This window comes from Vibrio sinus, from assembly GCF_023634645.1.
GTDB classification, from domain to species: domain Bacteria; phylum Pseudomonadota; class Gammaproteobacteria; order Enterobacterales; family Vibrionaceae; genus Vibrio; species Vibrio sinus.
The window spans coordinates 18,010-41,872 of sequence record NZ_JAMKMR010000004.1; the positions used below are offsets into that span (position 1 = coordinate 18,010).

Here is a 23,863-nt window from a genome sequence, read left to right on the forward strand (position 1 = left end):
GCCAAATACAGTATATACCCAAGTAAACGTCACATGCACAAATCAGGGTGAAATCTGCGCATTCACTTCAAGGAAAGCGTTGTGTAGCCAATCATTGGTCACTTGGTGGCGTATAGCCTTCAATATGCACGTCTTTGCCTTCAAATAGGAAGTTGACCATCTCGGTTTCAATTACTTTACGATGCTCAGGATCCATCATGTTGAGCTTCTTTTCGTTGATTAACATGGTTTGTTTATGTTGCCATTGCGCCCATGCTTCTTTAGAGATGTTGTCAAAAATACGTTTGCCCAAATCGCCAGGGTATAGCTGAAAATCGAGGCCTTCAGCTTCTTTGTTCAGGCGGACGCAAAATACGGTGCGGCTCATAATGTTTCCTCGTGAATATTCGAATCAAGTTCATGTGGTAGCGACTCTAGCAATTGTTTTACTGGTGCCGCTAGTCCGACTTGTTTAGGTTGGGATAAGTTATACCAAAGACCTTGGCCAGCTTCCATGACCATATCAGGCTGTTTTGATATATCGACTAATATCGGGGTGATGTCTAGGTGGTAATGGCTAAACGTATGGCGAAAAGCAATCAGCTGGGAGACATTGGATATATCCCCGTCATTAATAAAGCGACGTTGTAGCTGGGAGGTGATCTGTTGGCTGTCATGCTCAGGGAAGCAATATAACCCTCCCCAAATGCCTGTTTGAGGGCGCTGCTCCAGCCAAACTTGATTATCATGATGTAATATCACAAACCAAGTCTCTTTGACTGGTTTTTCTTTTTTAGGCTTTTTCCCAGGGTAATCCAGTGGGTTACCTTGACGGTGAGAGAGGCAAAATTCACTCACCGGGCAAAGTGAACATTTTGGTTTGCTCCTAGTGCAAACCATAGCCCCCATGTCCATCATGGCTTGGTTGTATTTGTCAGTATCCGTTTCTGGCGTATGTTCTTGCGCGATATCCCAAAGTTGGTTTTCTACCTTTTTTTGTCCTGGCCAACCCGGCACGGCGAAGCTTCTTGCGAGTGTACGTTTGACGTTACCATCTAAGATCGCAAATGGTTTTTTGTACACAGACGATAGCACCGCAGCTGCAGTAGAGCGTCCTACGCCGGGCAGTGCATTCATCGCTTCTAAATCTAATGGAAATTCCCCTTGATATTGGTCACGGACGATTTGCGCTGCTTTATGCAGGTTTCTTGCGCGCGCGTAGTAACCAAGGCCGGTCCATAAGTGCAGTACTTCATCTTGATGAGCGTCGGCCAAATCAATCACGCTAGGAAATCGTTGTAAAAAACGTTCAAAGTAGGGGATGACCGTTGTTACTTGAGTTTGCTGCAGCATAATCTCTGAGAGCCAAACGCTATAGGCGGTTTTGTTTTGTTGCCAAGGGAGGTTTTTCCGACCATATGCGTCGTACCAGTTTAATATTGCGGAAGCAAAAGGAGTCACGGGTTTTTCACCTTTGAGTATGTCGTTCACGTTCGAGGGCGAAATTGCATCACACTTTACCTACTCAATACAACTAAAAAAATAGTACATCCCAGTGACTTCAAGATGCTGGATTGAGGCGATGTGAGTGGTCAAATTTAAGGATAAATACGCTTTAGCTCGATAAAAGCTTGCACCCTTGCCAATTCTTTGGATAATCTCAAATCCGCTAAAGTAAGACCAATTTTTAAGCAGGCAGAAAATGAGTGAAGTAACCACCAATGAATATACCGAAGACGGCAAACTTGTTCGTAAAGTGAGAAGCTTTGTTCGTCGCGAAGGCCGATTGACTAAAGGCCAAGAAACCGCGATGAAAGAATGTTGGCCGACAATGGGTATCGACTATCAAGAGCAATTGCTTGATTGGAAAGAGGTATTTGGTAACGCTAATCCTGTCGTGTTAGAAATTGGCTTCGGCATGGGGGCTTCGTTAGTTGAAATGGCAAAACAAACGCCTGAGAAAAACTTCATTGGTATTGAAGTTCACAGCCCAGGTGTCGGTGCCTGCTTAGCGGCAGCAAAAGAGGCTGGCCTGTCCAACCTACGTGTCATGTGCCATGACGCGGTGGAAGTGTTTGCCAATATGATTCCAGACAATAGCCTAGATACTTTGCAGCTGTTTTTCCCAGACCCATGGCATAAAAAACGTCACCATAAGCGCCGCATTGTGCAACTTGAGTTCGCAGAGATGGTAAGAAGTAAATTGATTCTGAATCAAGGTATCTTCCATATGGCAACCGACTGGGAGAATTACGCCGAGCACATGATTGAAGTTATGGAGCAAGCGCCAGGCTTTGCAAATATCGCCCAAGACGGCCATTTCGTTCCGCGTCCAGACTCGCGTCCATTAACCAAGTTTGAGGCTCGTGGTCACAGGCTCGGACATGGCGTTTGGGACATTCAATATCAGCGCACTCGCTAATCTTTTCATGTTAATAAGTACTTACTTATAAGCCAGCTTTTCGCAAGGTTGGCTTGTCACTAGGAGTTCTGACTTCAATGATAAAACCAACCGATGAGATACTCTCTGAAATTCTGGATGAAGTTCGCCCACTAATCGGTCAAGGGAAAGTGGCCGACTATATCCCTGCGCTTGCTAAAGTGGATAACAATAAGCTTGGCATTGCGGTATGCACAAACCAAGGTGAAGTATTTCGCGCAGGTGATGCCACTGAGCCGTTTTCTATCCAATCAATTTCTAAAGTATTAAGCCTGACATTGGCATTGCACTTATATAAGCCTGAAGAGTTGTGGCAAAGGGTGGGTAAAGAGCCGTCTGGGCAAGCTTTCAACTCGATGATCCAGCTGGAAATGGAGCAAGGCATTCCTCGTAATCCGTTTATCAATGCGGGCGCTATTGTGATTGCAGATCTCTTGTTTAGTCGTTTATCAGCGCCTAGACAGCGCGTGCTAGAGTTTGTTCGCCAGCTATCAGGGAACAGCCATATCGTTTATGACAAAGTGGTGGCAGCTTCAGAAATGATGCACAGCGATAGAAACGCAGCCATTGCTTATCTAATGCGCTCTTTTGGCAACTTCAGTAACGAAGTGATTCCTGTTTTGAATAATTACTTTCACGCTTGTGCATTGCGATTAAGCTGTGAAGAGTTGGCCAAAACCTACAGTTATCTCGCTAATAAGGGCGTATCGGTCCAATCTGGGCAAAAGATTATCGAACCGACTCAAGCCAAGCAGCTGAATGCGCTTCTTGCCACTTGTGGCCTTTATGATGGAGCTGGCTCATTCGCTTACCGAGTTGGAATGCCAGGTAAATCTGGTGTTGGCGGTGGGATTGTTGCCATCGTACCCGGTGATATGACGATTGCGGTTTGGTCGCCCGAGCTGGATAAATCGGGCAACTCGCTAGCAGGCACGCGGGCGCTAGAATTGCTTTCTGAGCGTATCGGACGGTCCATTTTTTAGAGGCTAGATAGATGAGGCAAAGCCATTGCCTCATTCTTCAAGGTATCAATCACTTTCATCGACAAATGCGGCGAGCAGGTCGTTTAAAAACAACTTACCTTTTTGTGTCACTTGCCAATGGGTTTCTGTGTCGTCAATGTATTGTTTGTCAACGGCCCATTGAATGGTCTCTTCAATGGTTTCCAGAGCGAGTCCTGTCGTGTCGATAAAGTCTTGCTTTGGGCAAGCCTCGATAAGCCGGAAACGGTTCATAAAAAACTCAAATGGCCTATCTTTTTCTAACACTGGCGCTTGTTCATTTAAGTAGGACTTAACTAGGTTGCCTTTGGCGGCTAGGTACCCCTTAGGGTGTTTAATTTTGTTGGTACGTAGAATTTGACCATCGGCAAAGCTGACTTTTCCATGCGCACCACAACCAATACCCAGATAATCACCAAAGCGCCAATAATTGAGGTTATGCTGGCACTGGAAGCCAGGTTTACTGTAGCCGGATATTTCATATTGAACGTATCCTGCTTCACGAAGCTTGTTGTGTCCTTTATCGAAGATCTCCCAGAGATCATCGTCATCGGGAAGCGTCGGGGTTTTATAGAAAAACTGGGTATTGGGTTCAATGGTGAGTTGATACCAAGACAAGTGCGGCGGCGCGATATCAATGGCTTTATCGAGATCTTTAAGCGCTTGACCTATGCTCTGATCGGGTAGGCCATGCATTAAGTCCAAATTGAAGCTGTTTAGCCCTATTTCATGAGCTTTCCGCGCAGCATTGATTGCTTCATTTTCACCATGTATGCGTCCCAAACTTTCTAGCTTAGCTTGCTCAAAGCTTTGCACACCGATGGAAATTCGTGTCACGCCTGCCACTCGGTATTGCTCGAATCTCTCCACCTCAATGGTGCCAGGGTTAGCTTCCATCGTCACTTCAATATCGTCAGAAAACGGAAGTTGCGCCTGAACGCCTTTAAGTAATGTTGCGATCCCTTGAGCGGAGATGAGACTCGGTGTGCCGCCACCAATAAATATCGAACGCAGCGGTCTTACAGCATTGTCGAGTCGATATCGAGCGATATCTGCCGCTAAGTCCTCAAGTAAAGCCTCAATATACTGACTCTCAGGAATGTCGTTCTTTAGGGTGTGAGAGTTAAAATCACAGTAGGGACACTTTTGTACGCACCATGGAATGTGAATGTATAAACTCAGAGGGGGTGGAACGAGCTTCATCATGGTTAATCTTGGCGCTTAGAGTCGTGCTGGGCGTTTGATAACGCTTGAAACAGCTTTTGCAACGCTTTGCCTCGGTGCGATAGCTGCTTTTTCTGCTCGGGTGCCAGCTGTGCAGAGGCGCAATCTTGCTCTGGTACGTAGAAGATAGGATCGTAGCCGAAGCCATTTTCACCATGAGCTTCAGTCAAGATACGGCCTTCCCAATGACCATGACACACGATTGGGGTCGGATCATTATGATGACGCATAAAGACTAACACACAGTGGAAACGGGCGCTGCGTTGCTCTTCAGGTACATTTTGTAAAGCGTCGAGCAGCTTATTGAGGTTATCGCTATCGCTAGCACTTTCCCCAGCATAACGAGCAGAATATACGCCAGGAGCGCCATCAAGGGCGTCAACCTCAAGTCCTGAGTCATCAGCGATTGCTGGTAAGCCAGTTTCTTTAGCGGCATGACGGGCTTTGATGATGGCATTTTCAATAAAGGTTGTGCCCGTCTCAGCGACTTCAGATACATTGAACTGACTTTGTGGTAGAACTTCAAAGCCAAACTCGGCAAGAAGATCGGACATTTCGCGCACTTTGCCTTGGTTACCCGTGGCTAGGACTATTTTACTCATAATGGCTTCCAATGAGGCATGCCAACCGAATGCGTTGGCGAGCTATTCTTCAACATAAAATTTTTGGTTGAACTTTATAGTACCTGCGCCTTTTGTACCAGCATCAATATTAATGTCGAAGGTAATATTTTCCTCATTGGTGATGGGAAACTCAGCAATATAGTAAATGGCACTGCCTTCTTTGAATTCGTTAAAGGCTAGCTTTCTGGTGTTTCCAACCAAATTTTTGCTGGTAGCGGTAATGGTGGCTTGCGTTGCAGGTTTACCCGCTTTGGAAAGATCTAAGATACTTAGGTTGAGTATGGCTGTGTGGCCATTTCGCCTGAGCTGGTAGCTTTTCGCAATCTGCGGCGTTAGAAAAGTAGAATTTAGCGCAGCATAGTGCACTTCGATGTCTTTGATGGTTTTGGCTTGTTGCGCCCAGCTTGGTACGGCTAGGGCACAGGCAATAAGTGCGATGATCCATTTCATAATTTTATCCGTAGTTTGAAAAGCAAAGAAACCATCCTAGGATGGTTTCTTATAATGTTACTCTATGATGGTAAGCATTTTGTGATGGAAGTTAAAGTTGATACCAAAGTGGGCCAATGTAACTGCCGATCAGCATGTTGATAAATTGCAATAAAATAAACAGAACCAACACGCTTAAATCCAGCCCGCCCATGACTGGGACAATACGACGAATGGGTGTCAAGAAAGGCTCGGTAAGCTGGTGGAATACATATTCAATAGGGCTTTGGCCTTGGCTTACCCAGCTCAAGATTGCTCGGATAATCAGTATCCAAAATAGTAGGCCACCTGCGGCTTTAATCAGCGACAATAAGCCAACGAGCAGTAAACCAGTGCTGAAGCCTGCTGCAGCGCCGCCTGACGCGACTAAATTTAAAATCACAAACTTCAATACGGAAAGTACATAGGCAAACAACAGTGTTGCCATATCGATGCTTCCAAAAGAAGGGACGATTCGTCGTAATGGCCCAACGACAGGTTGGGTCGCTTTTACGATGAATTGAGAAAATGGGTTGTAGAAATCCGCGCGAGCGGCTTGTAGCCAAATGCGCAATATCACCACCATGATGTATAAATCAAAAAGGGTGCGAAATAAAAAGTAAAATGCGTCCATATTTAGCCCTTGTTAATACTAAGTGAGTTTTAATGCCAGCACTGAATGAGCGATGACATTATTAAAATAATTGTTCCATTTCTTCTGCGCGCGTAACTGCAGCTTGCATCGCTTTAGCAACCGTATCGCCCAGTTGATGCTCGGTAAAGGTTCTAATGGCTTCAGCGGTTGCGCCACCTTTTGATGTCACTTGCTCTCTTAAGGTCGACAGCTCCATATCTGGATTGGCAATGACCATTTGCGCTGCGCCTAGCGCTGCTTGCTCTACGAGTGTGCGTGACGTTTGTTTATCAAAGCCTTGCGCCATCGCCTCTGCTTGCATGGCTTCCAAAAATAGGAAGAAATAAGCAGGAGAGCTTCCCGCCGCTGCAATAACGCCATTAATGCCTGACTCTTCTTCAACCCAGCACACTTTACCGACCGATTCCATCAATGTGGAAGCATAGCTTTTATCTGTGCTATCGACGCTTTGGGACGCAAATAGTCCACTCATGCCAAGGCCTATCAATGATGGAGTATTCGGCATTACACGCACAAGCTTTAATGTTTGAGCAAACATTTCATTGAGTCTTTCACACTTGATGCCAGCTGCAATAGAAATGATCAGCTTGCTGCTCAAATCCATGTGTTTCAATTCTTGCGCAACCTTCTCCATGAGCTGTGGTTTGACAGCTAGCACGACAACGTCGGCTTCTTCCACTGGTACAAGGTTATCGTTACTCGTATTAATAGAAAATGAATCGCTTAATTCGTCTAGTTTGGCTTGGCTTGGGTTTGTTGCAGTGATGTACTCGGCAGGGTATTGGCTTGCGACAAGCCCTGCAATGATGGAACGAGTCATATTGCCTGCACCGACGAATGTGATTTTTTTATACTTCATAGAGATACCTTAAATGCTCTGTTCTATGCAGGCACGTTAATCGTAGACAACATACCCTAAAATACTAATTCTATTAACTAAAGTTGGGATGGTGCGAAGGACCTTATTGCTTGTTGTAATGTCTAGCGCCAAAAATCGCGGTGCCAATGCGCACCATGGTGCTTCCTGCTTCTATGGCGGCTTCCATATCACCACTCATACCCATTGATAGTGTGTCGATCTGCTCAAACCTTTGCGACAACTTGCCTTGCAGTAGAGCTAATTGTTTAAAAGCATTTAATTGGGACTGGTAGTCACTCACGTTAGCAGGAATCGACATCAATCCTCTTAAAGTGAGGTTGGGCAAAGATGAAATCAACTCCGCAAGTTGAAAAACTTCATGTTCTGTCGTGCCGGATTTTGAGCTTTCTCCACTGGTATTGACTTGGATTAACACTTGCAGCGGCCCTTTTTCTACTGGCCTTTGCTCGTTCAATCTTTGCGCGATTTTAGCGCGTTCTATGCTGTGTACCCAATCAAAACTTTCAGCAATTGGTTTGGTTTTGTTTGACTGAATCGGGCCGATAAAGTGCCATTGGAGCGTTAATTCAGGTGCGATTTCACGCACTTTTTGAATTTTATCCACCCCTTCCTGAACATAATTTTCGCCAAAAGCGGTTTGCCCCGCTTTCGCTGCTGCAAGAATGTCTTGTAAAGGTTTCGTTTTACTGACGGCCAAAAGTTGCACCGAGTCTGGAGCTCGTCCACACTTTTGTTGAGCACGATGGATCAGTGAAGAGATATGTTCGATATTTTGTTGAATATTACTCATGGCGCGTTTTACTAAGGAAAATAAATGGATATTGCAGAGTTATTGGATTTTAGTGTAAAGCATAATGCTTCAGATCTACACCTTTCTGCTGGTGTTCCTCCCATGGTACGCATAGATGGTGAAGTAAGAAAGCTTGGTGTGCCGGCTTTGTCTCATTCTGAAGTACACAATCTGGTTTTTGATATCATGAACGACGGGCAACGTAGTGAGTTTGAAGAAAGGATGGAGGTAGACTTTTCTTACCAATTACCGGATGTCGGTCGCTTTCGGGTCAATGCATTTAATCAAGCGCGTGGCTGCTCTGCGGTATTTCGTACTATTCCAGTGGTCATTCCTACATTGGAACAATTAGATGCTCCAGATATTTTTGAGAAAATCTCCAATTATGAGAAAGGGTTAGTATTAGTAACGGGCCCAACAGGATCAGGTAAATCAACCACACTCGCGGCCATGGTGAATTACATCAATAACCATCACAATAAACATATTCTCACCATAGAAGATCCAATAGAGTTTGTTCACAGCAACCAAAAGTGTTTGATTAACCAAAGAGAAGTGCATCGAGATACGCTGAGTTTCAATAACGCACTGAGAAGCGCGCTTCGTGAAGATCCGGATGTCATTTTAGTGGGGGAGCTGCGAGATCAAGAAACCATTAGCTTAGCGCTGACGGCAGCGGAAACCGGGCACTTAGTATTTGGCACATTGCATACTAGCTCGGCTGCGAAAACGATAGATCGGATCATTGACGTGTTTCCCGGCTCAGATAAGGGCATGGTGCGCTCTATGCTGTCTGAGTCACTTCGCGCCGTTATTGCTCAAAAGTTGCTTAAAAAGGTCGGAGGAGGGCGAGTGGCCTGCCATGAGATCATGATCGCCACCCCTGCTATTCGTAATCTGGTCCGAGAAGACAAGATTGCGCAGATGTATTCTATTATCCAAACTGGCGCGGCTCATGGCATGCAGACGATGGAACAAACGGCTAAGCAGTTAACTGCACAAGGGTTAGTGGACCTAGAAGAAGTGAAGAAGAAAATTGAGCTTGATTCTGGGATCATGTAGGAGGATAGAATGGATTTAAATCAATGCTTACATGAAATGATCACGCGCAAGGCATCTGATCTTTATATTACAGTAGGCAAGCCTGTTTCTTACCGAGTGGATGGTGCGTTAGTCACTGTAGGAGCATCACTCGATCATGATAAGGTGACAGCGCTTCTGAACTCTTCGATGGATAAGGATCACTGGCAAACATTTCAGCAAAGTCGTGAAGCCAATTTTGCGATAGTTCGTGATGAAGGGCGCTTTCGTGTTAGTGCCTTTTTTCAAAGAGAAATGCCAGGTGCCGTTATCCGCCGTATTGAAACCACAATTCCTACTATTGAGAGCTTAAAGCTGCCTAGTGTTATTAATGAACTATCGCTGGCTAAACGCGGGCTTATTTTGGTCGTCGGTGCTACTGGCTCCGGTAAATCAACCACATTAGCGGCGATGGTGGGGCATCGCAATCATCATACCCAAGGCCATATCCTAACGGTGGAAGATCCCATCGAGTTTGTTCATGAACACAATCAGTGCATCGTCACACAACGGGAAGTGGGATTAGACACATTAAGTTATGAAATGGCATTAAAAAACTCACTTCGCCAAGCGCCGGATATGATTCTTATTGGAGAAATCAGAAATCGGGAAACCATGGAATACGCCATGACGTTTGCTGAAACAGGGCATCTGTGCGTGGCAACACTACACGCCAACAATGCTAACCAAGCGATTGAGCGCATTTTGCATCTCGTATCGAAAGAGCGTAAAGATCAGTTTTTGTTTGATTTATCGATTAACCTTAAAGGTGTGATTGCTCAGCAATTGGTCAGAGATAAACAGGCGAATGGACGACATGGCGTATTTGAAATCTTGCTTAATACTCCGCGGGTATCCGATTTGCTTCGTCGTGGCGAACTGCACGAGCTAAAAGCCACCATGGTGAAATCGAACGAGCATGGCATGCTAACGTTCGATCAATCCCTATACCAGTTAGTTATCGACGATAAAATCAGCGAAGAAGAAGCACTGCACCATGCCGACTCTGCGAACGATTTAAGAATTATGCTCAAAACGAGTCAAGGCCAAGCGGCTTCATCGACGTTAAAAGATGTCAAAATCGATATGGACTAGGGGAAAATGACCTTAGTCCCATTGATGCTCAAACCAGCTTTCTAATATCACTACGGCAGATTGGCAATCGACATTGCCTTTGCTAAGCGCCTTATAGCCGCCTCTCGCGAATAACTCTGAGCGAGCTTCCGTGGTGGATAGTCGTTCATCATGCAACTCGACAGCTACGCCAAATCGGCCATGCAGTCTATTGGCAAATTTTTTGGCTCTTGGCGTGATGTCTGCTAATGCTTTGCCGTGTAAATCAGTTGGAAGGCCGACAACCACCAAATCAGGTTGCCATTCTTTTAGTTGGGCTTCGATATCATCCCAATTTGGGATGCCATCTTTGGCTTGAAAGGCTTTTAGTGGCGAGGCGGTGCCCGTAATTTCTTGGCCAATTGCACTGCCAATGCTTTTGGTACCGTAATCAAATGCCATGATGGTGCGTGACATAAATGGTCTCGTTGAATAATGTTAAAAAATAAGTGCGCTAAAGGTTAGCACACTTATTTCATTAGGCATGACCGATTTGAGTGGACAATTGCGCTGAATCGATACCGAGCATTTGTACCGCTTTTTTCCAGCGCTCATGAATAGGCGTATTGAATATCACGTCAGGGTCAGCTTCAATCGTTAGCCAGGAGTTTTCTGCTAACTCAGACTCCAACTGGCCAGCTTCCCAGCCGGAGTAACCCAGTGCCACTAAGTAGCTATCTGGCTCAGCTTCAGTTCCTAACACACTCAAAATATCTTTCGAAGTGGTGACTGATATCTTATCGGTCATTTGCAAGCTTGATTCGTAATCATCTTTAGGCTGATGCAAAATGAAGCCGCGATCTTCTGAGACGGGACCACCATTGAGCACGGGTTTCTCTAGACTATCTTTTTGCAGTTGTGGGTGGACAGGTTCAATGTCCACCTGTTTGAGCATGCCCCCAACCGTAATATCGATAGGAGCATTGATCATCAACCCCATTGCCCCTTCATCATTGTGCTCGCAAACATAAATGACCCTATGTTTGAAGTAGGGATCTTTCATACCTGGCATTGCCACTAAGAAATGATTTGTTAGGTTCATAGTAACTCCAATCCCAATAGACTTAGCAGTATCTCAGCTGATGGCTTAAAACACCGCACGCTATTTTACGCCTGCAAGCGGCGCTCAATTGCATCCATTAACTTCCCTGTGATTGAGATGTCGAAAGCGGCCTCTATTTCCTTTATGCAAGTTGGGCTGGTTACGTTTATCTCAGTCAGCTTATCGCCAATAACGTCAAGGCCGACAAAAATTAGACCTTTTTCTTTTAGTGTTGGGGCTACCGTCTCCGCAATTTTTATGTCTGTTTCACTCAGAGGGCGGGCTTCTCCTGTTCCACCTGCCGCTAAGTTCCCGCGAGTCTCTCCTTTTGCAGGAATTCGTGCCAGACAATAAGGCATTGGTTCTCCGTCTACCACTAATATTCGTTTGTCACCATTGCTAATATCGGGCACAAATGTCTGCGCCATCGCATAGTTTTGGCCGTGATTCGTGAGCGTCTCAATAATCACGGAAAGGTTCGGATCGTTTTCCTTCACTCGGAAAACAGATGCACCACCCATGCCATCTAGTGGTTTTAAGATCACATCGCCATGTTGTTCACGGAATGCTTTAATCTTCTCTGCTTTACGGGTCACAATCGTTGTAGGAGTGAGCTCAGGGAACCATGCAGTAAAGAGCTTTTCGTTACAATCACGCAGGCTCTGTGGTTTGTTGACCACTAACGTCCCTTGTTCCTCTGCACGCTCCAAAATATAGGTCGCGTAAATGTACTCCGTATCGAAAGGAGGATCTTTGCGCATCAAGATGACATCAAGTTCAGCAAGCGCTATAGTTTGCTCTGATTTAAACTGATACCAAGCGTTTGGATCATCCTGTAATTCTACAACTTTTGTGTCCGCAATAGCGGTACCTTGATCTAAGTGTAGATCATTCATTTCCATATAGTGTATTTGGTAACCTCTGCGCTGCGCCTCGAGCATCATCGCAAAGCTTGAATCTTTCTTAATATTGATGGCCGAAATTGGGTCCATCACGACACCAAGTTTAATCATTGTTATCTCCGGTTATCCTAAATCACCAAAACGAACTTGTAGCGCGGTGATTGCAGTTAGCGCTGCGGTTTCGGTACGCAGTACACGTGGGCCCAGTAATGTTTCTTCAAAATTTTGGCTTCTCGACATATCAATCTCATCACTTGTCAGGCCGCCCTCTGGGCCAATGAGCAGCCTGATTTTGTTGGATGCGTTGGGCAAAGTATTGATTGAATACTTTGCTCTTGGGTGTAGGTTGAGTTTAAGAGCTTCACTTTCTTCTCGACACCAATCCTCTAGGCTCATAATAGGCCGAATCGTTGGAACCGTATTCCGACCACATTGTTCGCAGGCCGATATCGCCACTTTCTGCCATTGTTGGAGCTTCTTTTCAAATCGTTTCTCGTCCAGTTTGACGCCACAACGCTCGGAAAGCAGTGGGGTAATGGTATTTACTCCTAATTCCACTGACTTCTGGATAGTAAACTCCATCTTTTCGCCTCTTGAAATTACCTGGCCAAGGTGAAGATCAAGGGGAGACTCTATATCCTTATGCACTTTCTCTTGAATGTCGACGTCTACCTGTTTTTTAGCCACGTTGGCAATGACGCTTGGGTACTCAAAGCCGCTGCCATCAAACAAGATAATGTGTTGTCCAACTTTCATTCTTAACACTCGAGCAATATGTCCTGCGGCGTCGTCAGATAATGGTAATTGCCCCAGCTGTTCAATTTTGTTTGGGTGGTAAACTCGAGGTATTCTCATGGCGATATGTAGGGTACTTGAGGGTTTAGATACTCAATAAGATGGGCGCATCTTTAGATAAATTCAACCCTAACTGAGCTGTTTGCCTGTGTATTTAAGTGGTTTTGTACACTTTTTACAAAAGTAGCTCGCTTGCTTTCTTGTCACTTTGTTGTGTCTGCGCACACTTAAAGGGTAGCTAGAACAGCTGCAATCATATTGGAAGGTTTTGCCTTGCACGGAACGAATGTCCAAGTTGTGCGTTGCTAAAGCAGGCCGTTGAAATACGCTTTGCATAATATTACGCCATTCCTTGCCATGTGGTTTAACCCTACCATAGCGTTGAAACGCGATGAGATGAGCAATCTCATGTGGGATGACATCATCAAAATAAGCCTGCTGGTTTTCTTTCAGTAATATGGGGTTTAAGCGAATTTGATTGTCCAACAGCAGCGCCTTGCCAGCGGCTTTGCCCCTTAATTGATATGACACACTTGGTGTTTGGAATTGAACATCAAAGTATTGGCTTGCTTGTTGAATACAATGGTGGATAGTTGTGTGAATGCGGTGATCGAGTTCAGAATCCATGATGGTTTTGCCAATAAAAAAGTCCTAAGCAGTAGCTAAGGACTTTTACCATATTTCAGATAACAAGTAGAAGGAGATTCTTTTACATCCTACTTATGATGGTTCTTCTTGATGGTTTCATGGTAGGCATGCCAAGTACCATAGCCAAGAATAGGCATGGTGATCAACATACCTAAACCATACGTTGCAAATCCAAGCAATATGCCGCCACAAATGATAAAGGCCCACACAATCATGGCCGGAATGTTTGATTTGACGGCGTTAAAGCTGGTGAACACGGCCGTCATTACATCCACTCTACGTTCCATCATCAGCGGCATAGAGTAGGCGGATATGGTAAAAATGATCACCGCTAGGACAAATCCTATCGCTGAGCCTACCAGTAAAAACGGCAAAAAGTCGATTAAAGGTGCCCCTTGTACCGATGGATACAAGGCATGCAGTAGCGCCGCAATTCGCATCCAAAAGATCATCGCAACCATGAGGATAATGGCAAATGCCCACTGTGAAGTTGAGTTCCGACCAATCGCCTTCATAGAGTGAATGAGCGTTGGTGAGTGGCCTTTTTCTCTTTCCCAGCTCGCATCATAGAGGCCAAGGGCTAAAAATGGGCCGATTAACATATAAACGATCAAGCTTGGCAAAACAACAAGGTGAGTGCCTTGCCATTGAACTAGCAGCACAATGCCCACCGCTGCGGCGGTAAAACACAGCCCGTAGGCAATGCTAATGAGTGGCATACGAATGAAATCATCCAGGCCTTGTGCTAACCAATGGAAAGGAGCCGACACACTGACGGTGTTACAGGGAATGGTTCTGGCGTATTCTTCGTCAGGAACTCTTTTATGCTTATCTTCAATATTGGAAGGTTCAACCGTTCTTGGCATGCTTCCTCCTTGTTTGAGTTGGACAGGCTTAACCATTCAAGTCAGCACTGTGCTGTTCTCAAATGGCTGGTTCATGGATGAAGTACAAAGAAGGCGTGGTTAGGGTGATAGCAACGCATTCAATACCTTGAATTAACTATTGTTGCGGTTTGTCGAAATTACAAATTTAGCGGTGTTTTTTTGAACAAAAATAAAACCCCTGCCAAAAAAGCAGGGGTTTGTTATTCATCTCAGTGATGTTTTAGGCTTGCAGAAGTCTTATAGACCAGCAAACTCACGTAGCAGTGCGGCTTTATCCGTCGCTTCCCAAGGGAACTCATCACGGCCAAAGTGTCCGTATGCCGCCGTTTTTTGGTAGATAGGTTGCAGTAGGTTAAGCATTTCTTGCAGTCCGTAAGGGCGTAGGTCAAAGTGTTGACGTACCGCGCCGATAATGACTTCATGCGACACTTTTTCAGTGCCAAAGGTTTCAACCATGATAGAGGTTGGATCTGCTACACCGATAGCGTAAGACAATTGGATCTCACAGCGATCAGCAAGACCTGCGGCAACGATATTTTTCGCAACATAACGAGCGGCGTAGGCTGCGCTGCGGTCTACTTTCGATGGATCTTTACCTGAGAACGCCCCACCACCGTGTCGAGCAGCCCCACCATAAGTATCTACGATGATCTTACGACCAGTTAGTCCACAGTCACCCATAGGGCCACCAATAACAAAACGACCCGTTGGGTTGATGAAGAAATTCGTTTCTGTATTGATCCACTCAGAAGGAAGCACAGGCTTAATGATCTCTTCCATCACGGCTTCGCGTAGGTCAGGAGTTGAAATAGAATCACAGTGCTGAGTAGAAAGAACGACAGCATCAATACCCACGATCTTACCTTGGTCATATTGGAAGGTGACCTGAGACTTAGCATCTGGACGAAGCCAAGGCAGCGTTCCATTTTTACGTACTTCCGCTTGTTTTTCTACAAGACGGTGAGCGTAGGTAATAGGCGCTGGCATTAAAATGTCTGTTTCGTTAGTTGCATAACCAAACATTATACCTTGGTCACCCGCACCTTGCTCTTTAGGATCTGATTTATCAACACCCTGGTTGATATCTGGAGACTGCTTACCAATCGTGTTTAGAATGGCACAAGAATCAGCGTCAAAGCCCATGTCCGAGTGCACATAACCGATATTGCGAACGGTTTGGCGAGTGAGCTCTTCGATGTCTACCCACGCAGAAGTCGTGATTTCACCACCGACCATTACCATGCCTGTTTTGACATAGGTTTCACACGCGACGCGAGCTTTTGGATCCTGCTTTATGATTGCATCAAGAACAGCATCTGAAATTTGATCCGCGATTTTATCTGGATGGCCTTCTGAAACTGACTCAGAAGTAAACAAGTGCTTAGCCATAAGAGCTCCGTTGTATTGGTTGATAAGCAAGTGCAATATCGGCACTTGTATGCATTAGTTTGGTGTAGATGTTTCTACATCTAGACGTCTATTTTAGGTTTTGATAGTGAAATTTCAAGTCATTTTTCTGCAACAATACCTTCCAGGCCGCTACGGCATTGATGACGAAGTGGTGGTAAAATCGGCGAATTTAAGCGAAAACTCATAACATAAAGCCGAGAAAACGTTTGCAGTCGGCGAGTTGGCATTGGAAAAGTAACTTTAACGTACAGAGAAGTATTCTTCCTTTCAGCTTTGCATTACTATTAGCGGCTATCATATTTTGTGCAGGATCGTTCGCTCATGTTAAAAGTAGCAATTAATGGATTTGGCCGTATTGGTCGAAATGTACTTCGTGCCGTTTACGAAAGCGGTAAATATGAGCAAATTAAAGTCGTGGCGGTCAATGAGTTAGCTCAGCCTGATGCGATGTCCCACCTATTGCAATACGATACTAGCCACGGCCGGTTTCAGAAGAAGATCACCAATGATCAAGAGCATATCTACGTGCATCATCAAAATGGCGAGAAGGATTCGATACGCATTTTGCATATGGCGGAAATCAACTTGTTGCCGTGGCATGATTTAGATATTGATATTGTGCTCGATTGTACCGGTGTGTATGGCAACCAAGCCGATGGGTTAGAGCACATTGCAGCTGGTGCGAAAAAGGTGCTGTTTTCGCATCCTGGTGCTCACGATCTTGATAATACGGTTATCTACGGTGTTAACCATGAAACGCTTACAGCTGAGCATAATATAGTGTCAAATGGTTCATGCACGACAAACTGTATTGTCCCGATTATTAAATTGCTAGATGACGCATTTGGCATTGACTCAGGCACTATCACGACCATCCACTCTTCTATGAATGATCAACAGGTGATCGACGCCTATCATACTGATTTACGCAGAACTCGCTCGGCCAGCCAATCTATTATCCCTGTCGACACGAAACTTCACTTGGGGATAGAACGGATTTTTCCGAAATTTTCCAACAAATTTGAAGCCATTTCCGTGCGAGTTCCCACAGTAAATGTGACTGCTATGGACTTAAGTGTTACTTTAAATACCAATGTGAAAGTTAATGACGTAAATCAAACCGTCATTGAGGCTTCTAGGTGTACATTACATAACATTGTTGATTATACTGAGGCGCCACTTGTTTCCATCGATTTTAACCACGATCCGCATAGCGCGATTGTGGATGGCACTCAAACGCGGGTCAGTAATGGACAATTGGTAAAAATGCTAGTTTGGTGCGACAACGAGTGGGGTTTTGCCAACCGTATGCTAGATACTGCACTTGTCATGCATGCGACTAGCTAACCTAGAGATATTATTTATTTCTAGCCTTGAAATAAAGTATTGCCATCTCCATTTATGATGGCAGTGATCAGAATTATGAAGGCTTAGTAAGAGACTGAGCGCTTAAGAATTGAAATTAATCGAGCTGAGAGGACTCATCATGTCTGTAATCAAGATGACTGACCTGGAACTATCAGGTAAACGCGTATTTATCCGTGCTGATCTCAATGTGCCAGTAAAAGATGGCAAAGTAACGTCTGATGCACGTATCCTTGCATCTCTACCAACCATCAAACGTTGTCTAGAGGCAGGCGCTAAGGTAATGGTGACTTCTCACTTAGGTCGACCAACTGAAGGTGAATACGCTGAGGAGTTCTCTCTACAGCCTGTAGTAAATTATTTAAACGACGCACTAGATTGCAACGTTAAGCTTGAAAAAGACTACCTAGATGGCCTTGAGCTAAATGCGGGCGAGCTTGTCGTTCTAGAGAACGTTCGCTTTAACAAAGGTGAGAAGAAAAACGACGAAGCACTTTCTAAGAAATACGCTGCCTTGTGCGATGTGTTTGTGATGGACGCTTTCGGTACTGCTCACCGAGCTCAAGCATCAACCCATGGTGTTGGCATGCATGCTCCAATCGCATGTGCTGGCCCACTGCTCGCTAATGAGCTAGAAGCACTGGCTACAGCAATGGACAAGCCTGCTCGTCCAATGGTGGCAATTGTGGGTGGTTCAAAAGTGTCTACCAAGTTAACCGTACTTGAGTCACTATCTAAAGTGGCAGACCAACTTGTTGTGGGTGGCGGTATTGCAAACACTTTCATCGCAGCGGCTGGCCACAATGTTGGTAAATCTCTCTATGAAGCAGACTTAGTCGATACAGCGAAAAAGCTTATGGACGAGTGCGCGATCCCTGTTGCGACGGATGTGGCTTGTGCAAAAGCATTCGATGAAAATGCACAAGCAGAAATCAAAAACGTCGCGGATGTGCAAGATGACGATATGATTTTTGACTTAGGTCCAGAATCAACCGCAGCACTTGCAGAAATCCTAAAAGGCGCGAAAACCATTTTGTGGAATGGCCCAGTTGGCGTTTTTGAGTTTAAAAACTTTGAAGCGGGTACTGAAGGCATTTCTCGTGCTATCGCTGAATCTGAAGGCTTCTCTGTCGCTGGCGGTGGTGACACACTTGCGGCTATCGACAAATTTGGCATCAAAGCTGACGTGTCTTACATCTCAACGGGTGGCGGCGCATTCCTTGAATTTGTCGAGGGTAAAGTACTACCAGCGGTCGCCATGCTAGAAGAGCGTGCAAAGTAACCAATATCTGATGGAAGCGGGAGGAAATACCCGCTTTTATGTTTGCTGCAAGCTAATATTTAATTTGCTAGAATAGCGCACGTTGTGAGCAAACATTGACAGAATGAAAATTAACCGTTTTATCTAAAACGACTGAAAATAGGACTCAATCCATGTCTAAGATCTTCGATTTCGTAAAACCAGGAGTGATTTCTGGCGACGACGTACAGAAAGTTTTTGCCGTAGCGAAGGAAAACAGCTTTGCACTTCCAGCAGTAAACTGTGTCGGTACTGATTCTGTAAACGCAGTACTAGAAGCTGCGGCTAAAGTTAAATCGCCAGTTATCGTTCAGTTCTCGAACGGCGGCGCTGCGTTTTTTGCGGGTAAAGGTCTAAAACTTGAAGGTCAAGGCTCTCAAGTTCTTGGCGCTATTGCTGGTGCTAAGCACGTTCACTCGGTTGCCGAAGCATACGGTGTGCCTGTGATTCTTCACACTGACCACGCGGCGAAAAAACTTCTGCCTTGGATTGACGGTCTACTAGACGCTGGTGAAGAGTTCTTCGAGCAAACTGGTAAGCCTCTATTCTCTTCTCACATGATTGATCTTTCTGAAGAGTCTCTAGAAGAAAACATCGAAATTTGTGCCAAATACCTAGAGCGCATGTCAAAAATGAACATGACGCTAGAAATCGAACTAGGTTGTACTGGTGGCGAAGAAGACGGCGTGGATAACTCTGATATGGATGCATCTGAACTGTACACTTCTCCTGAAGATGTGGCGTATGCTTACGAAAAACTAAGCGCTGTGAGCCCACGATTCACTATCGCGGCTTCTTTCGGTAACGTACACGGTGTATATAAGCCAGGTAACGTTGTGTTAACTCCAACTATCCTGCGTGATTCTCAAGCTTATGTCTCCGAGAAATTTGGCCTAGAAGCGAACTCTTTAGATTTCGTATTCCACGGTGGTTCAGGCTCTTCTCTAGAAGAAATCCGTGAGTCTATCTCTTACGGTGTGATTAAGATGAACATTGATACCGATACTCAATGGGCAACTTGGGATGGTATTCGCCAATACTCAGCAGAGAACTTTGACTACCTACAAGGTCAAATTGGTAACCCAACGGGTGAAGACGCGCCAAACAAGAAATTCTATGACCCACGCGTATGGCTACGTGCTGGTCAGTCTTCAATGGTGACTCGTCTTGAGCAAGCTTTTGCTGACTTAAACTCGGTAAACGTACTGTAATCTAAATCGTTACTTGCGTGTATTGCTAGGCCCACTTTCAGAGTGGGCTTTTTTGTAGCTTAATTTTGCAATCGAACAAATTTTGCCCTGAATTCGTGGGGCAATTCACAATCCCGTCTAACTCTTTCTCCACTAACTGTCTGTTCAATTTATTATTTCTTGGCTGTGACTAATCTATGCTCATCGCTCCTGTCGTACGTTAATGGATATGTGTCTAGTCAAACAGGAATTGAGCGAAATAATGGAGAAATGACTTATGTCTGCAGATTCAGTTAGTAAGGTGGCACTGTCCGATGGGTTAACCCAAGCTCAAAGCTGGTTTTTAGAACACTCCGACTTACTGGTGCAATATGGTGTGAATATTATTTCGGCGATATTGATACTGTTTATTGGTAACTTGGTGGTAAAGGCGATATCCAATAGTGTTTCTAAGGTGCTACACAAAAAGCAGTTAGACAAGGCGGTGGTGGAGTTCATTAGCGCTATCGTTCGTTACCTATTGTTTGTGATTGTTCTGATTGCAGCGCTTAGCCGTCTTGGGGTGCAAACTGCTTCGGTTGTGGCCGTGATTGGTGCAGCAGGCTTAGCGATTGGTCTTGCTCTGCAAGGGTCGCTATCGAATTTCGCCGCTGGCGTGCTCATTGTAGCGTTTAGGCCGTTCAAGTCCGGAGATTATGTTGAAGTGGCCGGGGTGGCAGGCTCGGTGGAAACGATCCATATATTCCAGACCATTTTAAAGACACCTGATAATAAAATGGTGGTGGTGCCTAATTCATCGGTCATTGGCGGTGCGATCACGAATTACTCCAAGCATGAGACTAGACGCATCGACTTCACCATCGGTGTCTCTTACAGCGCCGATTTGCAGTTAACCAAAAAGGTGATCAGAGAGACGCTTGAGCAAGACTTACGCATTTTAAAAGATCCCGATATCACGATCGGTATTGTGGCCCTTGCCGACTCTTCAGTGAACTTTGTGGTCCGCCCTTGGTGTAAGACGTCGGACTATTGGCCAGTATATTTCGATTCCATTCAGGCAATTAAAGAAGCGCTGGATAAAAATGGTATTGAGATTCCATTTCCACAAATGGACGTGCATATGCAAAAATCATGATGCAACAACGGCCACATAGGCGAAAGCTATTTTAAATGTAAAAGTTTTGTTAGCTAATGAAATTATTCATCAAATTGGTATCTAACTAATGTACTGAAACATACCAAAATGCATTAAGGTGAAAAGGATGAAAAAGTTAGTCAGTGTATTTGTTTTTCTATCAGGGTTTATTAGTGTTTCTGCATTTGCAGATAATTTTGATTTTCCGCATTTATCCACCACAGGTTACGGAGAAGTGACGGCTAAGCCCGATATGGCGGAGTTCTCCGTGCGTGTGGTAGAAACGGCTTTAACCGCTGAGCAAGCCAAGCAATCGGTCGACAAAGTGGTCGATACTTTTCTCAGTGGCTTAAAGAAAGAGGGCGTCAAATCGGAGAATATTCAAAGCTCGAATTTGTATCTAGCGCCCCAATACCATTACCCAAAAGATGGCAAACCTGAGCTCACTGGATATAGAGCCAATCGTACAGTGAATGTCACGGTTATGGAGTTAGCAAAACTGAATGGCTATTTGGATTTGGCTCTGCGTGATGGTATTAACCAAGTTAATAACATCCAGCTCAAGGTCAAAGACGAGGCAAAATTTAAGCGACAAGCTCGCATGGAAGCCATTAAAGATGCGAATCGCAAAGCAAAATCACTGGCTAAAGGCTTTGGTTTGGAGCTTGGTAAGGTGTGGCAGATCGACTACAACGCGCCGAATACACAGCCTGTTGTCATGAGAGCGATGGCTCTGGATGTACGTAAAGAGTCCAACAGCTATCAAGATTCTAGTCTCGTGATTCACGACAATGTTGAAGTGGTATATAAACTAAAAAATTAACACTGCCGCGAGTTTTTGGTAACCTATAGCCCGGCTTTTTATTTGCTCGTTTTTTGAGCGGTATGGGATAGATAGTAGGTTAGCAACTTATTCAATAAGAAAACGGATTTCATTTAACTTGATGTCGTGAGGTAAACAATGATTAACCGTTTTCTTGTCAGAGGATCTGTGATTGCTCTGGCCGTGCTGAGTATTAAAGTCAGTGCCTTGTATTTCTTACTTATGGTGGTGTTGTTAGTCACACATACGAAAGATTTTATGGGCTAAGGTGATTTGAGCCTTCACTGAATATGAAAAAGGAGAGCAATGTGCTCTCCTTTTGCGTTTCTGTTAACCGATGCAGGTAGTTATAGCACGTGAACAGATGCAGTATTAGTGGTGCCTGAAGGAACTAGCGCGCCAGAAACCATTACCACGATGTCGCCTTTTTTGCCTAGGCCAGACTCTAGAGCAAGCTCTTTACCGCTAGCAAAGAAAGCATCAGTATTTTCGATAGAATTAACCACAACTGGCGTAACACCTTTAGTAAGCACTAATTGGGCCGCAGTTTTCTTGTTGGTGGTTAATGCCAGGATGTTTGCAGTTGGGAAGTATTTACGTACAGAGCGAGCAGACTTACCGCCTTCTGTTGCAACCACAATCAGTGGCGCTGCAAGTTTTTCTGCAGTATCAACGGCACCTTTACACACCGCTTCAGTGATGCGTAGACGTGGGCTATCCAAGCGTGAGCTTAATTCTGCTTTAAGTGCAGAGTCAGTGCGGTTAGCAATTTGCGCCATGATAGTTACAGCTTCAACTGGGTATTTACCTTTTGCCGTTTCGCCAGAAAGCATAACAGCATCGGTTCCATCCATGACAGCGTTGGCAACGTCGCCTGCTTCAGCGCGAGTTGGGCGAGGGTTTTTGATCATTGAGTCAAGCATCTGAGTGGCTGTGATAACCACTTTACGTGCGCGGTTACATTTCTCAATCATCATCTTCTGAGCGAAGATAACTTCTTCTGCTGGAATCTCTACACCGAGATCGCCACGAGCAACCATGATGCCATCAGATAGCTCTAAGATCTCGTCGAAGTTGTCGACACCTTCTTGGTTTTCGATTTTAGAGATGATGTGGATGTTCTCGCCACCGTTAGCGTTGAGTAGCTCACGGATCTCGCGTACGTCATCAGCTTTACGGATGAAAGAAGCTGCAACGAAATCAACACCTTGTTCGCAACCAAACTTAAGGTCAGCTTTGTCTTTTTCAGACAGTGCAGGCAGGTTGACCGAAACGCCAGGTAGGTTAACACCTTTGTTCTCGCCAAGTGCACCATTGTTAAGCACTTTACATTTCACTTCAGTGTCAGTTGTCGCCAATACTTCCATTTCGATTAGGCCGTCGTCGACTAGGATAGTGTTACCTACTGACAGGTCATCGGCGAACCCTTCGTATGTTACAGCCACTTGGTTCTTGTTACCTACAACGCTAATGTCAGTAGTAAAAGTGAACTCTTGTCCAGCAACAAGATCGACATCTTCACCATCTTCTAACTTAATTGTGCGGATCTCTGGCCCTTTAGTATCCAAAAGGATGGCAAGCTGCTTGCCAGTTTCTTCCATAACTTTGCGGAAGTTCGCGATACGCGTACCGTGCTCATTAAAGTCTCCGTGGGAGAAATTAAGGCGCATCACGTTCATTCCTGCATTAACTAGCTCCGATAGTTTTTCTACAGGTTCAGTTTTTGGTCCAATCGTACATACGATTTTGGTTTTTTTCATGGAAGATAATCTCCGGTAAATATAGTTACAATTTGAAATTTAGTTGCTGAGATAAAGTAGTAAGGGATAGAGGCATGTTTAACGCCGATAATCGTCTTATTTTCCATTCTCTCTGGGCTGTAACTCTTTCACAAAATTTAGTCATTTTATAACCAAATGGATTGGCTAAAATGGCTAAACTCTGTGGCTCATCCCACTTATTAGTGGGTGATGTGCAAAAGCTTACAGAAATTTCTGTAATTTTTTTTCTTTTCGGGAACGGATTCTACCACCGAATGAACTCAATATCACGACCTAACAGTTGTTTTAAGACAAGCTTTTGTGCCGAAAATTTATTTTTTGCATCAAAATAA

General features: G+C 44.8%; 26 protein-coding genes. 10 read left to right on the forward strand and 16 right to left on the reverse strand.

Annotated elements, in window-relative coordinates:
• Positions 1 to 91: 91 nt before the first annotated feature.
• Entirely contained in the window at positions 92 to 367 is a 276-nt protein-coding gene (locus tag M9194_RS05520) for an oxidative damage protection protein (RefSeq protein WP_250611632.1), read from the reverse strand.
• On the reverse strand, positions 364 to 1,440 hold the full coding sequence (mutY, locus tag M9194_RS05525; RefSeq protein ID WP_250611633.1) for an A/G-specific adenine glycosylase: 1,077 nt from the start codon (positions 1,438 to 1,440) through the stop codon (positions 364 to 366). Before mutY ends, M9194_RS05520 begins: the two co-directional genes overlap by 4 nt.
• Positions 1,441 to 1,681: 241 nt before the next feature.
• Here mutY and trmB point away from each other — a divergent pair, with 241 nt between their 5' ends.
• A complete protein-coding gene (gene trmB / locus M9194_RS05530) occupies positions 1,682 to 2,401 on the forward strand; it encodes a tRNA (guanosine(46)-N7)-methyltransferase TrmB (protein ID WP_250611634.1) in 720 nt (239 codons plus the stop codon).
• A gap of 80 nt (positions 2,402 to 2,481) precedes the next feature.
• Positions 2,482 to 3,402, forward strand: coding sequence for a glutaminase B (gene glsB, locus M9194_RS05535; RefSeq protein WP_250611865.1), 921 nt, complete (start codon positions 2,482 to 2,484; stop codon positions 3,400 to 3,402).
• 45 nt (positions 3,403 to 3,447) lie between these two features.
• Here glsB and hemW read toward each other — a convergent pair whose 3' ends face one another.
• From hemW to M9194_RS05565, 6 genes are all read right to left on the reverse strand, one after another.
• On the reverse strand, positions 3,448 to 4,626 hold the full coding sequence (gene hemW / locus M9194_RS05540) for a radical SAM family heme chaperone HemW (RefSeq protein WP_250611635.1): 1,179 nt from the start codon (positions 4,624 to 4,626) through the stop codon (positions 3,448 to 3,450).
• A gap of 2 nt (positions 4,627 to 4,628) precedes the next feature.
• The gene (locus M9194_RS05545; RefSeq protein WP_250611636.1) at positions 4,629 to 5,246 is read right to left on the reverse strand and encodes an XTP/dITP diphosphatase; all 618 of its coding nucleotides are present in this window, start codon (positions 5,244 to 5,246) and stop codon (positions 4,629 to 4,631) included.
• Between the two features lie 42 nt (positions 5,247 to 5,288).
• A complete protein-coding gene (locus M9194_RS05550; RefSeq protein ID WP_250611866.1) occupies positions 5,289 to 5,720 on the reverse strand; it encodes a DUF4426 domain-containing protein in 432 nt (143 codons plus the stop codon).
• A gap of 88 nt (positions 5,721 to 5,808) precedes the next feature.
• Positions 5,809 to 6,369, reverse strand: a complete 561-nt coding sequence (locus tag M9194_RS05555) for a YggT family protein (protein ID WP_250611637.1) — start codon at positions 6,367 to 6,369, stop codon at positions 5,809 to 5,811.
• A 61-nt stretch (positions 6,370 to 6,430) separates the two neighbouring features.
• The gene (gene proC, locus M9194_RS05560) at positions 6,431 to 7,249 is read right to left on the reverse strand and encodes a pyrroline-5-carboxylate reductase (RefSeq protein WP_250611638.1); all 819 of its coding nucleotides are present in this window, start codon (positions 7,247 to 7,249) and stop codon (positions 6,431 to 6,433) included.
• 103 nt (positions 7,250 to 7,352) lie between these two features.
• Complete coding sequence (locus M9194_RS05565) at positions 7,353 to 8,060, reverse strand: YggS family pyridoxal phosphate-dependent enzyme (protein WP_250611639.1); 708 nt, start codon at positions 8,058 to 8,060, stop codon at positions 7,353 to 7,355.
• A 24-nt stretch (positions 8,061 to 8,084) separates the two neighbouring features.
• Between M9194_RS05565 and M9194_RS05570 the strand changes: the two genes are divergently transcribed.
• Together M9194_RS05570 and M9194_RS05575 are read left to right on the forward strand one after the other, a co-directional pair.
• Positions 8,085 to 9,122: a type IV pilus twitching motility protein PilT gene (locus M9194_RS05570; RefSeq protein WP_250611640.1), complete on the forward strand. Its 1,038-nt coding sequence runs from the start codon at positions 8,085 to 8,087 to the stop codon at positions 9,120 to 9,122.
• Positions 9,123 to 9,131: 9 nt separating this feature from the next.
• Positions 9,132 to 10,235 carry a PilT/PilU family type 4a pilus ATPase gene (locus M9194_RS05575; protein WP_250611641.1) on the forward strand — a complete coding sequence of 368 codons (1,104 nt, stop codon included), beginning with the start codon at positions 9,132 to 9,134 and terminating at the stop codon, positions 10,233 to 10,235.
• A 12-nt stretch (positions 10,236 to 10,247) separates the two neighbouring features.
• On the opposite strand, the gene ruvX is transcribed toward M9194_RS05575, so the two are convergent.
• The 7 genes from ruvX to metK all read right to left on the reverse strand — a co-directional run bounded on the left by ruvX (position 10,248) and on the right by metK (position 15,916).
• The gene (gene ruvX / locus M9194_RS05580; protein ID WP_250611642.1) at positions 10,248 to 10,670 is read right to left on the reverse strand and encodes a Holliday junction resolvase RuvX; all 423 of its coding nucleotides are present in this window, start codon (positions 10,668 to 10,670) and stop codon (positions 10,248 to 10,250) included.
• Positions 10,671 to 10,731: 61 nt separating this feature from the next.
• Positions 10,732 to 11,295, reverse strand: a complete 564-nt coding sequence (locus tag M9194_RS05585) for a YqgE/AlgH family protein (protein ID WP_250611643.1) — start codon at positions 11,293 to 11,295, stop codon at positions 10,732 to 10,734.
• A gap of 65 nt (positions 11,296 to 11,360) precedes the next feature.
• Positions 11,361 to 12,308, reverse strand: a complete 948-nt coding sequence (gene gshB / locus M9194_RS05590; protein WP_250611644.1) for a glutathione synthase — start codon at positions 12,306 to 12,308, stop codon at positions 11,361 to 11,363.
• Positions 12,309 to 12,320: 12 nt separating this feature from the next.
• Complete coding sequence (rsmE, locus tag M9194_RS05595) at positions 12,321 to 13,052, reverse strand: 16S rRNA (uracil(1498)-N(3))-methyltransferase (RefSeq protein ID WP_250611645.1); 732 nt, start codon at positions 13,050 to 13,052, stop codon at positions 12,321 to 12,323.
• Positions 13,053 to 13,121: 69 nt separating this feature from the next.
• Positions 13,122 to 13,619: a SprT family zinc-dependent metalloprotease gene (locus M9194_RS05600; protein WP_250611646.1), complete on the reverse strand. Its 498-nt coding sequence runs from the start codon at positions 13,617 to 13,619 to the stop codon at positions 13,122 to 13,124.
• An 89-nt stretch (positions 13,620 to 13,708) separates the two neighbouring features.
• A complete protein-coding gene (locus M9194_RS05605; protein WP_250611647.1) occupies positions 13,709 to 14,506 on the reverse strand; it encodes a DUF2189 domain-containing protein in 798 nt (265 codons plus the stop codon).
• Between the two features lie 258 nt (positions 14,507 to 14,764).
• The gene (metK, locus tag M9194_RS05610) at positions 14,765 to 15,916 is read right to left on the reverse strand and encodes a methionine adenosyltransferase (RefSeq protein WP_250611648.1); all 1,152 of its coding nucleotides are present in this window, start codon (positions 15,914 to 15,916) and stop codon (positions 14,765 to 14,767) included.
• A gap of 342 nt (positions 15,917 to 16,258) precedes the next feature.
• Between metK and epd the strand changes: the two genes are divergently transcribed.
• The 6 genes from epd to M9194_RS21660 all read left to right on the forward strand — a co-directional run bounded on the left by epd (position 16,259) and on the right by M9194_RS21660 (position 22,017).
• Positions 16,259 to 17,284: an erythrose-4-phosphate dehydrogenase gene (gene epd, locus M9194_RS05615; protein ID WP_250611649.1), complete on the forward strand. Its 1,026-nt coding sequence runs from the start codon at positions 16,259 to 16,261 to the stop codon at positions 17,282 to 17,284.
• Positions 17,285 to 17,423: 139 nt separating this feature from the next.
• The gene (locus M9194_RS05620) at positions 17,424 to 18,584 is read left to right on the forward strand and encodes a phosphoglycerate kinase (RefSeq protein WP_250611650.1); all 1,161 of its coding nucleotides are present in this window, start codon (positions 17,424 to 17,426) and stop codon (positions 18,582 to 18,584) included.
• Positions 18,585 to 18,736: 152 nt separating this feature from the next.
• Positions 18,737 to 19,813 (forward strand): class II fructose-bisphosphate aldolase, encoded by a 1,077-nt coding sequence (gene fbaA / locus M9194_RS05625; protein ID WP_250611651.1) that lies wholly within the window; start codon positions 18,737 to 18,739, stop codon positions 19,811 to 19,813.
• Positions 19,814 to 20,069: 256 nt separating this feature from the next.
• Positions 20,070 to 20,927, forward strand: a complete 858-nt coding sequence (locus M9194_RS05630; protein WP_250611652.1) for a mechanosensitive ion channel domain-containing protein — start codon at positions 20,070 to 20,072, stop codon at positions 20,925 to 20,927.
• A gap of 127 nt (positions 20,928 to 21,054) precedes the next feature.
• Positions 21,055 to 21,750 (forward strand): oxidative stress defense protein, encoded by a 696-nt coding sequence (locus M9194_RS05635; protein WP_250611653.1) that lies wholly within the window; start codon positions 21,055 to 21,057, stop codon positions 21,748 to 21,750.
• Positions 21,751 to 21,888: 138 nt separating this feature from the next.
• Entirely contained in the window at positions 21,889 to 22,017 is a 129-nt protein-coding gene (locus M9194_RS21660; RefSeq protein WP_284676516.1) for a hypothetical protein, read from the forward strand.
• An 80-nt stretch (positions 22,018 to 22,097) separates the two neighbouring features.
• On the opposite strand, the gene pykF is transcribed toward M9194_RS21660, so the two are convergent.
• Positions 22,098 to 23,510 carry a pyruvate kinase PykF gene (pykF, locus tag M9194_RS05640; protein ID WP_250611654.1) on the reverse strand — a complete coding sequence of 471 codons (1,413 nt, stop codon included), beginning with the start codon at positions 23,508 to 23,510 and terminating at the stop codon, positions 22,098 to 22,100.
• Positions 23,511 to 23,863: the final 353 nt, after the last annotated feature.

What these genes read in the sequence shown, in the direction of transcription:
- pykF (WP_250611654.1), bottom strand. Translation starts at nt 23,510, where the DNA reads ATGAAAAAAACCAAAATCGTATGTACGATTGGACCAAAAACTGAACCT.
- M9194_RS05600 (WP_250611646.1), bottom strand. Translation starts at nt 13,619, where the DNA reads ATGGATTCTGAACTCGATCACCGCATTCACACAACTATCCACCATTGT.
- M9194_RS05520 (WP_250611632.1), bottom strand. Translation starts at nt 367, where the DNA reads ATGAGCCGCACCGTATTTTGCGTCCGCCTGAACAAAGAAGCTGAAGGC.
- epd (WP_250611649.1), top strand. Translation starts at nt 16,259, where the DNA reads ATGTTAAAAGTAGCAATTAATGGATTTGGCCGTATTGGTCGAAATGTA.
- metK (WP_250611648.1), bottom strand. Translation starts at nt 15,916, where the DNA reads ATGGCTAAGCACTTGTTTACTTCTGAGTCAGTTTCAGAAGGCCATCCA.
- trmB (WP_250611634.1), top strand. Translation starts at nt 1,682, where the DNA reads ATGAGTGAAGTAACCACCAATGAATATACCGAAGACGGCAAACTTGTT.
- M9194_RS05570 (WP_250611640.1), top strand. Translation starts at nt 8,085, where the DNA reads ATGGATATTGCAGAGTTATTGGATTTTAGTGTAAAGCATAATGCTTCA.
- M9194_RS05565 (WP_250611639.1), bottom strand. Translation starts at nt 8,060, where the DNA reads ATGAGTAATATTCAACAAAATATCGAACATATCTCTTCACTGATCCAT.
- M9194_RS21660 (WP_284676516.1), top strand. Translation starts at nt 21,889, where the DNA reads ATGATTAACCGTTTTCTTGTCAGAGGATCTGTGATTGCTCTGGCCGTG.
- ruvX (WP_250611642.1), bottom strand. Translation starts at nt 10,670, where the DNA reads ATGTCACGCACCATCATGGCATTTGATTACGGTACCAAAAGCATTGGC.
- M9194_RS05555 (WP_250611637.1), bottom strand. Translation starts at nt 6,369, where the DNA reads ATGGACGCATTTTACTTTTTATTTCGCACCCTTTTTGATTTATACATC.
- M9194_RS05630 (WP_250611652.1), top strand. Translation starts at nt 20,070, where the DNA reads ATGTCTGCAGATTCAGTTAGTAAGGTGGCACTGTCCGATGGGTTAACC.
- rsmE (WP_250611645.1), bottom strand. Translation starts at nt 13,052, where the DNA reads ATGAGAATACCTCGAGTTTACCACCCAAACAAAATTGAACAGCTGGGG.
- M9194_RS05585 (WP_250611643.1), bottom strand. Translation starts at nt 11,295, where the DNA reads ATGAACCTAACAAATCATTTCTTAGTGGCAATGCCAGGTATGAAAGAT.
- fbaA (WP_250611651.1), top strand. Translation starts at nt 18,737, where the DNA reads ATGTCTAAGATCTTCGATTTCGTAAAACCAGGAGTGATTTCTGGCGAC.
- gshB (WP_250611644.1), bottom strand. Translation starts at nt 12,308, where the DNA reads ATGATTAAACTTGGTGTCGTGATGGACCCAATTTCGGCCATCAATATT.
- proC (WP_250611638.1), bottom strand. Translation starts at nt 7,249, where the DNA reads ATGAAGTATAAAAAAATCACATTCGTCGGTGCAGGCAATATGACTCGT.
- hemW (WP_250611635.1), bottom strand. Translation starts at nt 4,626, where the DNA reads ATGATGAAGCTCGTTCCACCCCCTCTGAGTTTATACATTCACATTCCA.
- M9194_RS05635 (WP_250611653.1), top strand. Translation starts at nt 21,055, where the DNA reads ATGAAAAAGTTAGTCAGTGTATTTGTTTTTCTATCAGGGTTTATTAGT.
- M9194_RS05620 (WP_250611650.1), top strand. Translation starts at nt 17,424, where the DNA reads ATGTCTGTAATCAAGATGACTGACCTGGAACTATCAGGTAAACGCGTA.
- M9194_RS05575 (WP_250611641.1), top strand. Translation starts at nt 9,132, where the DNA reads ATGGATTTAAATCAATGCTTACATGAAATGATCACGCGCAAGGCATCT.
- M9194_RS05605 (WP_250611647.1), bottom strand. Translation starts at nt 14,506, where the DNA reads ATGCCAAGAACGGTTGAACCTTCCAATATTGAAGATAAGCATAAAAGA.
- M9194_RS05545 (WP_250611636.1), bottom strand. Translation starts at nt 5,246, where the DNA reads ATGAGTAAAATAGTCCTAGCCACGGGTAACCAAGGCAAAGTGCGCGAA.